The sequence below is a fragment of the Acinetobacter sp. Ac_5812 genome (assembly GCF_013072695.1).
GTDB lineage: Bacteria > Pseudomonadota > Gammaproteobacteria > Pseudomonadales > Moraxellaceae > Acinetobacter.
Window position 1 is genome coordinate 268,312 of sequence record NZ_LXUK01000027.1, and the last position, 11,785, is coordinate 280,096.

Here is an 11,785-nt window from a genome sequence, read left to right on the forward strand (position 1 = left end):
TTTTGTCAGCGATCTACTCAACGCTCAGTTTTGGGTAATCTTGGATTACCCATGTAATTTGATCTGCGTTTTAGTGATGCTCGTGCTGGGCATGTTGCTGTTCATCACCCAAATTCAACGTCGGGGTGTTATCAAAGAAATTCCACGGTTTGATCAAGGTGTAGACCCATTCTGTTGGCATGATTGGCCATTCCTCCGCACGTGCCACATGGGTGGTTCCTGTGGTCATCCAGACCACTAAGTCTTTATTTTCAATATTTTCATTGTTCTGAATAAACTGACCTAAACCTGTATCATGGGTTGAGCGATTCGAATATTTCCCTTCAGGATAACGTTCATCTGGATTGTATTGTGTCACCCAAATTTGTTTATCCATAAAGTTAAGGCGTTTGAATAGCCATTCATCCGGGGCAAAATTAGCACCCTTCGCGACTGGATGAGTGCCGCCCGCAAACGGAATCAATTGGTAAGAAACAGGATTGCCTAATTTATTTTCCTTATTGAAATTGGTCAGTAAACGAATCGTAGATGGATCAAACTTTTCAGCCGCATTTTGCTCATTGCTAATTACTTTACTGTCAATTTGCATCGAACTGGTACGCACACCACCTCGATCATTGGCCTTCACCACAGGGTCCATATGCATAAAGCTGTTGTTTTCTCCATCTACATCCAGATCTAAGCGGAAGTTATAGATATGCTGATGCGTGGTTCCGACAATATTATGGTCAATTAAAGTGCCATATTTGGTGTCTTCCTTGGCAGTGCTGTCATGCATGGTACGGGCTTTAACCCCTTTCACCGCTTCAATTCCTGTCGCACCCGCATTAATGCCAATCACACCATTTTGGGCAAAGACCCAGTCAAACATGTAATCGTAATTACCCACCGTACTAATCCAGCGCACCACAAGTTCACGGCGTGCTTCACTGGCATCCTGATCACCAAAAATTTCTTGGTGTTTATATTCAGGTCCTGCATAACGCTCAAAGATGGCGATGGCATTTGGAATCACTTGTGGTTGGCCTTTATAGTCAGCAATGACCGCATCCAGTAACACCGCATTTTCTGGTGCATCGGTACCCAGTTGAATGGCTGATGTGAGTGTTCCCATGCCATACTCACCAGAATCCAGATAAGATTTGAAGTACCATCCCATATCTGGGTCACCATAAGGAACCACCATGCCGCCCAGATTCCCTTCATACATGACCTTACGTTTCACCCCTTTATCTTTATAGGTCACGGTTGAAAGCTGCAGGCCGACACGTGAGTCTAGCGCCACATGGAAACACCAATTTCCCCAATGTACGGTTTGTCCTGTAATGGTAAAGTTCTTGCCTTCAGGTTCACTGATATTCAGCGGCTTAATTTTCGGTGGCTGGGTATTCTTTGTGGCATAAGGACGGTCTACCATTGGAACAGGAATCATTGCCCCTTCTTCAATTTTAATAATTTTTTCTTTGTCTAAATCCACCACTGCGACCAGATTTTCAATCGGATGGGCCCAATAGTTACCGTCTCCAGTATCCAGATAAGACACTACTTTTAAAACATTGAGTTGTTTATCTAAGCCATCTTTACCACCAAAATAGCCTACCGTTAATGGATTGGTAATCACCTTCTTCACATCGGTAATACCACGTTTACGTAAAGCATCCTGATATTCTTTGCTGGCCTCAATCACACGCTGAACCGTCTCAAAGTTATCCAGTAACACCATGCCGTGGGTATCTTTCAATATATTCCATTTGCTAACTTGTTGCGTCGTCAGGTTCACTTCACCTTCAATCGCCTGATTGCCTTTCAATAAAATGAACGATGCCACCCGATCATCTTTATATTCTTTATGATTGATAAAGAAATCCCAGACCTTTGCTTTTTCAGGTTCTTTTAGTTTTAACTCGGCAAAACGCATATTTTTATAGGCATATTTTGAGCGGTTAATCGCGTCAAAAGTCTTCTTAATTTCGTCTGTATTTAAACTATTCAGTGGGTGAAAAGTATTTTCAATTTTAAAGGTTTGATCTAAACCTGACTGAAACACCTCATTAAAAAAATCTTTTCCAATAACCGGTTTACCTTCTTTAATCAGTACAGGTACGCTCAGCTTTAATGGTTTTCCATTGACCAAAACCTGATCTGAATTGGGTTTGGCTCTGACCACAATAGAGCCTTTGGAGATGGTATAGCTATTGGTGAAATCATCTTTGACGACTTTGGCACCCTGCTCACTCATGTTTTGATACAGTGGCACCAATTCGGCAGCCTCACCATGTGCATAAGCGGTGCTATGAACACCGCACAAACTCGCAGCGATTGATAGGTTAAACGCCAGTATTTTTTGTATCTCTTTAAATAATCTTTGTTTACGCATCATGTTCATCCTTTTTCATCTATCCCTGAGCGATCTGTATCAGATCGATAAAATGCTCTTTGCTCTGTGTGCAGCGACTAAAATCAACCTCATATTTCAAGTCAATTGAAGCGCTCTTAGCTTTCCTTATTGGTTTAATTTCAACACAGTTGCATGGGACTAGCTTGTCCAAGAATGACGCGGAACTTGTCTAAAAATGACATCGAAAAGGTTTTAAGCCAACGTCGTTTCTCTAAACTCTTTCGGGGAAATGCCGTAGGTTTTTTTAAAGATTTTTGAAAAATGGGCACCATCCCAAAAGCCCCATTTCAGCGCAAGCTGGGTAATCGAGCTGTGCTTGTTTTTTTTATCCAGTAAATCTGTTTTGACCTTCTCTAAGCGTTTGAGCTGTATATATTTATTAATGGATAAATTTTCTTGTACGAATAAACGATACAGATGTCTTAACGACACCCCGATATGCGCAGCAATCAACTTGGGAGAGAGATCAGGTTTTGTCAGATTTTCAATAATATAGCGTTCGGCTTTCTCCAAAAGATTATCCTGATGGCTGATATTTTTATAATTAATGGTCGGTTTGATTAAGGCAATCAACGCATCTTCAAAGGCATTACCGTCTTCCGATGCATACCAGAGCTTGATATTTTCGGGCGACATATTTTTTAGAATATTCTTAAGCAGAAAACCACTCATGTTTTGGGTGATCAACTTACCAAAATATTCAGAACTAATATTCTCTTTCAGCAATTTTTCCCGCGACAGATGCACTGAAATTTGACTGACTAAACCTTGTGGAAACATTGAAATGGTTTCAACGGGATCTACCAAAACGATATCACCTTCATTCAAGCTTAAAGTTTCATTTTTATATTGCAGCAGCATCTTGCCTGAATTCTGCAAAATTAAAAAACAGAAACGATTATTGACCCGATCGATTTCATCGGCCTTTCGGACAATTTTATTGGCATTATTTTTAATAAAGGCAATCTCGGTATCACCCAGTAAAAAACATTGCACTTCGCCAATAAATAAATTCCGTGTGCCATCAAAATCTGTTTCAAAATTGCCGCACACATTCTTGATATGATGCGTCCACGTTAACAGTGCATCACTCACATATTGGTTCATCCCTTCGCTCCCCTGTGCTGCACAATTGCTAAAGGTTGTTCTTTAGCACTGGTGCTCTGTTTTGGCTTGTTTGCAATCATGTTTGGTCAATAAACAAATTGCGTGCCAAAAATTCCTCATCCTTGGAATTCTTTTTTGATTAGAGTCAGCTCGATCAAAAGCTGATAAATCAATTCAATTTATCAGCTTCACCCAGCTTATGCTACACCAGCAAAGTCTCTTAGCATGGTGATAAAGGTCTCCTTTTGCTCATCCGAATATTTTTCAAACACCTCATTTTGATGGCTATCGGCAATATCAAATAGATAATGTGCGGTTTTCTTGCCCTTTTCAGTGAGTTTGAAAAAGCCATCAGTTTCGATCAGCAAACCATCTTTCTTTAGGATCGATGCTGCCTGCTCCACTTCGCGCATCGGCATGGCAATATCACGCGGCAAATCTGCTTTATTGGACGCAGTACCACTCCCCAGTACCAGTAATAAACGCGCTTCACTGGTACGGAAACCCGTCACCAACTGCTTAGGAATGTAATCAGTCTGATAGAACTTAAAAGCCCGACTCATCAAATAGCAGACATTGCTATATAAATGCCCTTGATGCATTTCACCAATATCTTCAGCTTCTACTGTGTCTTTTAACTGCAATAACGGATGTGGAATCACGCCCGAATAGGCCCCTTGGTGATACACCAGCGGACTGCGTCCTTCATCCCGAAAACGGACCACTTTACCAATAATAATCCAGTGATCCCCACCTTCAATAATCTCATGGCGTTCACATTCAAACACCGCAGAACAGTGATCTAAAATGGGGGCTTGACCCGACCCAATCTGATAACTTGTACCTTCATATTTATCGATATTACGGCGTGAAAATTTATTCGATAATTCGATCTGCGAGCCCGATAGAATATTCACTGCAAAATGTGAAGCCTGTTCAAATACAGGGAAACTAGATGAGTTTTTATCAATACTCCATAAAATCAGCGGTGGATCTAAGGACACTGAATTAAAACTATTGGCAGTCACGCCTACCTTTTCACCCTGTTCATTTTGTGCAGTCACAATGGTGACACCTGTGGCAAAATTTCCCAAAGCACGTCTGAACTGCATTGGATCTATTGTGATTTCATCCATTGATTTTAGTGAATTCATTCTTCTCTCCTGAATCTTTTATCCTGTTTCTAGCCGATATTGGATAGCGATTTATCCTGATTAAATCGCTTAAATATCCAGTACCAATCGTGCTGATTTAGAACGTGAACAGCACACCAATATCTGCTCATTACTGGCCTTTTCTTCATCGGTAAAATACACGTCGAGATGATCAGGTTCGCCTTCGATCACATCGCACATACAGGTCCCGCAAACGCCTTGTTCGCACGACATTTCAATCTCAATACCTTCACGCGCCAAGGCCTGCAAAATAGTTTCTTCTGCATTGACCATAATGATCTTGCCGCTTTGCTGTGCCACCACTTCAAATGCATCACCACCTGTTTCAACTTCAACCTGAAAATATTCCTTATGAATCTGCTGTTCAGGAAAGTTTTGTGTCAGGGCTAAATTGATGACCCAATCCATAAATCCATTCGGGCCACAGGTATAGATATGACTATCTTGATCAATGTCTTGAATGGCGGATTGGAAAAACTCTCGGTGACTCGCCCCTTCCGATTTAAAATGAAAAGTGGTGAAAGGCGCCAAGATGCCATGTTTAATTTCATCGACAAAAGCACAACGTTCAGGGCTTGCACCACAGTAATGCAGTTCAAAAGAAGTGCCTTCCTGTGCCAACTGATAGGCCATCGTAATCAGTGGGGTAATCCCGATCCCCCCACCCACCAGTACCGCATGTTTAGATTTCACTAAAGGAAACAGGTTCTTCGGTGCACTGACCTGAATCTGCATGCCATCTTTTAAATCATCAAAGGCCGAGACTGAACCACCACGTGATTCGGGATCGCGTAAAATCCCAAGTCGGAACTTACCGACATCATTCGGGTTTTGGCATAATGAGTACTGACGCACCATGCCATTCGGCAAGTGCACATCAATATGCGCACCGGCTTCAATTTTGGGTAATACGGTCGAATTTGCAGATTCAAACTCCATGACTGCAACATTCCCACCTTCGACATGACGGTTTTTTACCACCACGTTATACAGTATCGTCATGATTTCTCTCCCTGATATGCATCTCGCCTGAGGCTTAACGCATAAATAATCCACCGTTAATATCCCATGTCGCCCCTGTTACGAAAGCAGCACTTGGACTGGCCAATAGCGCACAGGTTTCAGCAATAAATTCCATGCTGCCTAAGGCTTTGACGGGGATATTTTGAATAAACTGCGCCATTTTTTCGTCAGACACCACGCTATGTACAATCGGTGATTCCATTGGCCCAGGCGCAATCGCATTCACCGTCACCCCTTTGGCTGCAAATTCTTTGGCAAAGATTTTAGTCAGGGTAATAATTGCACCTTTAGTAGAGGCATAATGCGCACCCGTTGCAGTACCGCCATTTTGTCCCGCTAAAGATGCCATATTGACGATACGGCCATAACCTTGATCGGCCATATATTTACCAATGATCTGGCAAGACTGGAACGTACCACGCTGATTCACTTGCGTGATCATGTCAAAATCCGCGGCGCTAATCTCTAAGACAGGCGTTGCTTTGGTCATGGTGGCATTGTTTATTAACACATCCAGTTTTGAGAATGTCTGCTGAATCCACTGCACAGCGGCATGAAAATCAGCCTCAACCGAGATATCCAGTTTCAGTGGAAATAGATTGTCTGCATATGCACTGCTTGCTTTGGCTTGCTCTGCTTTCTCTAAAGTACTGGCAGACAAGATCACCTGATGCCCTTGTGCTGCAAAATATTCGGCAATGACATTCCCTAAACCTGAAGCGGCACCTGTGACTAAAACAACCTGTTTCATTTTTTGCTCCTAGAGAATGTAGCTGATACCCGCCAAGGTATCGGTTGAGTTAACTAAATTGATAATTTTACGATTGATCTTAAAACCTTGTTGCGCATCACGAACCAAATGGAAAGTCACATCAGCAGTATAATGTTTGAGGTTTTCTTTACGGAATTCACGCAGGTTTTGTGCACATCGTAAAATGATTTCACCATCTTGATCTTTAACGATACGGATACGTGAAACACTGCGTACCGTATTGGCTTTAGGTGCAGTTGAAATCGCCTCACCATTGTCCAAACGCTGTACCCGTAACTTACGCATATGATGATCGTCATAAGCATAATTCAAATTATTTTCATAATCCGTCAGTTTTGGATCAATCGGGATGATATACACCCCTTTCTCATTCCACAGATCTAGCCAAGTATCATGCTCAGAATGATCCAGCATATCGGCTTCAGCCCAGATAAAAGCGGTCACTTCATTCAGTAAATTTAAATCGATTTTCATGGCGCTCTCCTTAAGCCGTCATCATCTTTTTCCACTGCTGATAGGCAGCGCGCATCCCTGTTTCAGCACTGACATCGCTTTTTAAGCCATCTTCAGTTTTAACTTCACCAGGCAGGCCACGATTGAGCATGATCCACAGGTCATTGCCCGCATTGGCACCGTGTTGCACACGCTCCCATGCTTCCGAATCATCTGGGGTACCAAAACCAAATGGGCCTTGGAAATGTTCATGCAGGCGTAAGCGATATTGGTTGGCAATTTGTGGACCGCCATCCATGGTAATGACGGAATGGTGAATCTCTGTTTCGTTGACGGAAATCGGCTGCATCACGCGGAAGAATGCCATTGAACAGGCTATGTTCGGGAACAAGTTCAAGTTGAAACCAGAACCACCCACCGCACGGACTATACGGCGCACTTCCAGTTCTTCATGTCCTTCATCACGTAAAGCTTGCGCCAAGTCTTCAAAACGTTCCTGAATCGGACGCTCCATTAATTCTTCATCCAGATCAACCAGTTCAGGAATCATCACCATGACACTGTGACCATTGCCGAGGTCTTCGACATAACCTGGCTGATTTTCAAAGTTAAACAATTCTTCGGTTTTTTCATCGACTGAACTTAAGAATGACTTGTGTACCAATGGGAAGTGGTAAGCATCGGTGGTATTTTCCAATTGGATTTTCCAGTTACCCGGAAAACGGAAACGATGTTCACCCAACACCTTGATTGGATAACCAGCCCCTTGTTTCATAAACAAGTCGATCCATTTTTTCGCAGCACCCAAGAAATCATCTAAAGGTTCAATATCTTGTTTAAAGGTGGCGAAAATCATGCCGTTGTATTCTTCCACCCGTAGGCTAATCAATGGAAACTCTGATTTATCCAGACATTCGCCATAGCTTTCAGGTGATGGCACACCACGTAATGAACCATCCAGTGCATAGCTCCAACCATGGTATGGACAGACAAAACTGTTGGTTTTACCTTTTTTATGTTCACACACTGTTGCCGCACGATGGCGACAACGATTCAGCAAGACATGCACTTTCTTCTTACGATCACGTACCACCACCACAGGTTGTTTACCAATATTGATGGTTTTATAGCTGCCTGCATCTGGGATTTCACTGGCATGCGCCACCCACACCCATGTGCTGTAATAAATCTTTTCCATCTCATCTTCAAAGATTTTTTCATCTTTATACAGTGAGGTATGGGCACGATCACTTTGCACTAAGCTACTGTAATCCATCTCAATATTCTGCATTGGAATAATACTGCTATTCATATCCACGATCCTTTTCGGTCTATCCATTGGTTATTGCTGAGACGGCACTGGCAATACGGCTGTGCTGTCCCAGTGAGATACGGGGCGACTAAAAATATTTTCAGTCTGAAAATGTTTGATCTTCCAACGTCCATCCTGTTGCTGTTTAAACTGCACCGTGAGTTTGGCGGCATTTAAATGGCTACGACCATCACGGAAAGTTGAGGTCTGCAACATCATCCAACTGGCATTGGCTTGATCGGCTTCGATATACAATTGTTCGGAACTGACAAAATGCGCATTCATGACAAAATGTGATTGCTGTTGGGTATAACTTTTGAACATGTCATAAATGGCTTGCCAAGACGCATAACGGCCAAAAGACTGGGCATATTTCTCGCCAATACCTTCCCAAATGCTGTTCGGATCAAATAAATCCATCAATTCATTCAGGTCGGTATCGGCATTCAAGGCATCACAAATTTCCATATAACGGTTAATGCAGTTACGGATCGCATTTTGGGCTTCAAGCCGTTGCAGGCGTTGTAACAAAACCGTTAAATCCATTGGCGCATTCATGTCATTCATCCTTGTTGCTATGCGGTTTAATAAAATTAGATTTATAAATAACCGGGTGCTGGCTTCATCCCGAAGCTGACCAAGCCTGCATTTTGTAAAGTGGCATCGCCCATAAAGGCATGCTGCGTCACCACATTGGTATCATTGACAAAGCGGCTAAACGGGTTATGGGTATAAATCGCGGTCATGCCTGCCAACATCTGGATTTTGCGGGTGACACGGGCACAAACTCGTGCCACATGGGTACAAGACAAACGCATGTCACTGATCTGTTCTGCAGTTGGCGTACGCCCTGCAAGCACTTCATTCCAGACGATCTGCATGGTGTCGTAGAACCACACGCGTGCAGCCTTAAACTCTGCTTCGACTTGGGCAAATTCATATTGGGTTACAGGTCGGCTGGCAATTTCAGCCCCACCAGTAATTGAAGACTTGCCCGGCGCCAGTTTTTGAAATTCTTCGATCGCTGCGGCTGCAACGCCAATCCCGACCACGGTTAAGACCTGAGTGGCTAAAGACAGCGATGGATATTTAAAAAATGGCTCAGGTAACTTGGATGGTTCACCGCGGACAAAGGTCCATTCCTTTGCCACCAACACATCTTTCACCACCAGATCATGGCTACCTGTGCCCTTCAAGCCGACAGTGTCCCAGGTCATATCGATTTGTGCTTTATTGGCTGGCATCACCGCCATGCGCGGTAGACCTTGGGCTTCGTTGTCTTTTTGTGGCGAAATACCGACACCAACAATATCTGCGCCCATACAACCACTGGAAAACTTCCAACGTCCACTCACCACCACGCCATCATCGGTAATTTCAGCGGGTTGTGGAGGGAAAATGCCACCTGCAAACACGATGTCTGGACTGTCTTTATACAGTTGCTCAAGCGTTGCCTCTGGCAAACTGCCCAAATAGGCTGGACTCATACCAAAACTTGCCACCCAACCAACTGAGCCATCAGCTTTGGAGAGTTGCTCGATCAATTCGCAAAACTGTTTCGGTGACCATTCATTGCCGCCAAAACGTTTTGGAACCAAAGCACGGTAAACGCCAATCTGTTTGAGTTTGTCGATGATGTCCTGACTGACATAGGCCTGATTATCGAACTCCCCTGTGCAGGCACGTTCACGAATTTCCTGACATAAGCTCTCTAAGTCGATTGTGTTGCTGTCCATTACACATTCCTTTATCGCTAAATGATTCATTCCCTAATTCCTTGTCATTTATTTATTGCGCTGCACTCACGATATATGTCGCAACAGCACACAGATATTCATCGGCATTGTGTTTCGCCACGATTTGTAAACCCACAGGTTGACCGTGTTCAGTTTGCAGCGGGATTGAAATTGCAGGGTGTCCAGACAGGTTAAAAGGCCGAACCAAACCCGTTAGATTTAAAAAAGCCACCGTATTTTCAGCCTCTGCGACCTTAGGCGGTAACTGCGGTAAAGTCGGTAAAATCAAAGCGTCGTATTGATCGAGCAAGGCATCAATCTCAGCAGTGAAACTTGCTTTTACTTGCTCAGCCTGCTCGACTTGCGCCAAAGTGGTAGCGGCAGCCTTGAGTAAACGGGCATTAACATCTGTGCCAAGTAAGCCTGTTTCCGTTAACTCGCCATAGGCCTGCCAATTTTCGTAATTGATGATCTGCATGCCTGCATCAAACGCAGCGTCAAAACCTTTAACCGTCACATGGATGGGTTGTAAATCAGCCTGAGTAAGATAGTTTTGGATACACTCAGCCACAGTAGAATCCGCTTGTACATTCAGCCAAGCCAGTTTCGGTACCTGAGTTAATGCAGCATGTTGCTGGAAAGTGGGATCAATAATCTGCATTGCGGTTTCAATCATGTCGATTGAGTTTGCAAAAGGACCAACACAGTCAAGTGAACTGGTTGCTGGATGTACGCCTGCACGGCTGACACGGCCGAAGGTCGGTTTTAAACCATAAACACCACAGCATGCCGCAGGCATACGAATGGAACCACCCGTATCGGTACCTAAGGTGAAATCAGCCAGACCTGCAGCAACTGCCGCTGCTGAACCACTTGAAGAACCGCCGGGAATCAGTTCAGGATATTTCGGATTCGTGGCCGTACCAAACACATGGTTAATCCCTGTGATGCCAAAAGCCAGTTCGTGCAAATTGGTCTTTGCGGTAATTTGACAATCTGCGGCCAAAATACGATCAACCACGTCCGCGTTTATGCTTGCAGGTTGGCTTTGCATTAAGGCTTTGCTGCCTGCCATGGTTTTCATACCTTGAATATCGATGGAATCCTTGACCATGACTTTCAAAGTGCCTGTGCCTTTTTGTACCTCTTGTACAATAATATTCATTCACTTTTCCATGTATTTTTATCCTTAATACAAATATCGGAAAAAGTAATGTAATTGTCAAGTATTTTTAGATACGAAGAATCAAGAAAATGTTTCTAATTTTTGTATAATGCTGAATGTCCATTTTTATAAAAGTAATGACTTGGCTATGCTTACTCATTTAGAACAATTTCTACCCAACAATGAACCGAGCAGCTTACAGAGCTATCCCTTTTTCTGGATCTCGCAGGTGAATGGTAAATACACACAACTTATTGAAAAATCAATTAAAAAATTAGGAATTGACAATACCCGTCGTAAAATTATTTTAAGTACCAATGCGCTTGAACAAGCCAGTATTACCGAGATTGCCAACCTTTCTACCCTTAAGCTGACCACGGCGACCAAAGCCATTTATCGTCTGGTTGAAGATGATATCGTGCAGGTGTTCTCCTCAGAGTCAGATGAACGTATCTCAATGGTGAAACTCACTGACAAAGGTAAAGAGATGGTTGAGCAAATTAACCAGATCAGTCAGGTGACCTTATCAGGGATTCTAAATGCCTTTGACGATACTGAACTGCATCAGCTTAATGGTCAATTGAAAAAGCTATTTGACTTAATGCCCTCAAGCTAAAGCAACGGCAAAAGCCCATGTCTATACA

11 protein-coding genes are annotated in these 11,785 nt (G+C 43.3%); 1 reads left to right on the forward strand and 10 read right to left on the reverse strand.

The window, feature by feature from the left end; translation table 11 throughout:
- Window positions 1–70: 70 nt before the first annotated feature.
- The 10 genes from tynA to A7P55_RS21560 all read right to left on the reverse strand — a co-directional run bounded on the left by tynA (window position 71) and on the right by A7P55_RS21560 (window position 11,141).
- Entirely contained in the window at window positions 71–2,386 is a 2,316-nt protein-coding gene (gene tynA / locus A7P55_RS21515) for a primary-amine oxidase (RefSeq protein WP_171553737.1), read from the reverse strand.
- Window positions 2,387–2,590: 204 nt separating this feature from the next.
- The gene (feaR, locus tag A7P55_RS21520) at window positions 2,591–3,505 is read right to left on the reverse strand and encodes a transcriptional regulator FeaR (protein ID WP_171553738.1); all 915 of its coding nucleotides are present in this window, start codon (window positions 3,503–3,505) and stop codon (window positions 2,591–2,593) included.
- Between the two features lie 197 nt (window positions 3,506–3,702).
- Window positions 3,703–4,659: a p-hydroxyphenylacetate 3-hydroxylase reductase component gene (locus tag A7P55_RS21525; protein ID WP_171553739.1), complete on the reverse strand. Its 957-nt coding sequence runs from the start codon at window positions 4,657–4,659 to the stop codon at window positions 3,703–3,705.
- 69 nt (window positions 4,660–4,728) lie between these two features.
- Entirely contained in the window at window positions 4,729–5,682 is a 954-nt protein-coding gene (locus tag A7P55_RS21530; RefSeq protein ID WP_171553740.1) for a PDR/VanB family oxidoreductase, read from the reverse strand.
- A 34-nt stretch (window positions 5,683–5,716) separates the two neighbouring features.
- A complete protein-coding gene (locus A7P55_RS21535) occupies window positions 5,717–6,454 on the reverse strand; it encodes an SDR family NAD(P)-dependent oxidoreductase (protein WP_171553741.1) in 738 nt (245 codons plus the stop codon).
- A gap of 9 nt (window positions 6,455–6,463) precedes the next feature.
- Entirely contained in the window at window positions 6,464–6,949 is a 486-nt protein-coding gene (locus A7P55_RS21540; RefSeq protein WP_171553742.1) for an aromatic-ring-hydroxylating dioxygenase subunit beta, read from the reverse strand.
- Window positions 6,950–6,959: 10 nt separating this feature from the next.
- On the reverse strand, window positions 6,960–8,240 hold the full coding sequence (locus A7P55_RS21545; RefSeq protein WP_016652772.1) for an aromatic ring-hydroxylating dioxygenase subunit alpha: 1,281 nt from the start codon (window positions 8,238–8,240) through the stop codon (window positions 6,960–6,962).
- A 30-nt stretch (window positions 8,241–8,270) separates the two neighbouring features.
- Complete coding sequence (locus A7P55_RS21550) at window positions 8,271–8,798, reverse strand: nuclear transport factor 2 family protein (protein WP_171553743.1); 528 nt, start codon at window positions 8,796–8,798, stop codon at window positions 8,271–8,273.
- Window positions 8,799–8,839: 41 nt separating this feature from the next.
- The gene (locus A7P55_RS21555; protein WP_171553744.1) at window positions 8,840–10,006 is read right to left on the reverse strand and encodes an acyl-CoA dehydrogenase family protein; all 1,167 of its coding nucleotides are present in this window, start codon (window positions 10,004–10,006) and stop codon (window positions 8,840–8,842) included.
- A gap of 22 nt (window positions 10,007–10,028) precedes the next feature.
- The gene (locus A7P55_RS21560; protein WP_171553745.1) at window positions 10,029–11,141 is read right to left on the reverse strand and encodes an amidase; all 1,113 of its coding nucleotides are present in this window, start codon (window positions 11,139–11,141) and stop codon (window positions 10,029–10,031) included.
- A 148-nt stretch (window positions 11,142–11,289) separates the two neighbouring features.
- On the opposite strand from A7P55_RS21560, the gene A7P55_RS21565 reads away from it, so the two are divergent.
- A complete protein-coding gene (locus tag A7P55_RS21565) occupies window positions 11,290–11,757 on the forward strand; it encodes a MarR family transcriptional regulator (protein WP_171553746.1) in 468 nt (155 codons plus the stop codon).
- The last annotated feature ends 28 nt before the right edge of the window (window positions 11,758–11,785 follow it).

What these genes read in the sequence shown, in the direction of transcription:
- tynA (WP_171553737.1), bottom strand. Translation starts at nt 2,386, where the DNA reads ATGAACATGATGCGTAAACAAAGATTATTTAAAGAGATACAAAAAATA.
- feaR (WP_171553738.1), bottom strand. Translation starts at nt 3,505, where the DNA reads ATGAACCAATATGTGAGTGATGCACTGTTAACGTGGACGCATCATATC.
- A7P55_RS21525 (WP_171553739.1), bottom strand. Translation starts at nt 4,659, where the DNA reads ATGAATTCACTAAAATCAATGGATGAAATCACAATAGATCCAATGCAG.
- A7P55_RS21530 (WP_171553740.1), bottom strand. Translation starts at nt 5,682, where the DNA reads ATGACGATACTGTATAACGTGGTGGTAAAAAACCGTCATGTCGAAGGT.
- A7P55_RS21535 (WP_171553741.1), bottom strand. Translation starts at nt 6,454, where the DNA reads ATGAAACAGGTTGTTTTAGTCACAGGTGCCGCTTCAGGTTTAGGGAAT.
- A7P55_RS21540 (WP_171553742.1), bottom strand. Translation starts at nt 6,949, where the DNA reads ATGAAAATCGATTTAAATTTACTGAATGAAGTGACCGCTTTTATCTGG.
- A7P55_RS21545 (WP_016652772.1), bottom strand. Translation starts at nt 8,240, where the DNA reads ATGAATAGCAGTATTATTCCAATGCAGAATATTGAGATGGATTACAGT.
- A7P55_RS21550 (WP_171553743.1), bottom strand. Translation starts at nt 8,798, where the DNA reads ATGAATGCGCCAATGGATTTAACGGTTTTGTTACAACGCCTGCAACGG.
- A7P55_RS21555 (WP_171553744.1), bottom strand. Translation starts at nt 10,006, where the DNA reads ATGAATCATTTAGCGATAAAGGAATGTGTAATGGACAGCAACACAATC.
- A7P55_RS21560 (WP_171553745.1), bottom strand. Translation starts at nt 11,141, where the DNA reads ATGAATATTATTGTACAAGAGGTACAAAAAGGCACAGGCACTTTGAAA.
- A7P55_RS21565 (WP_171553746.1), top strand. Translation starts at nt 11,290, where the DNA reads ATGCTTACTCATTTAGAACAATTTCTACCCAACAATGAACCGAGCAGC.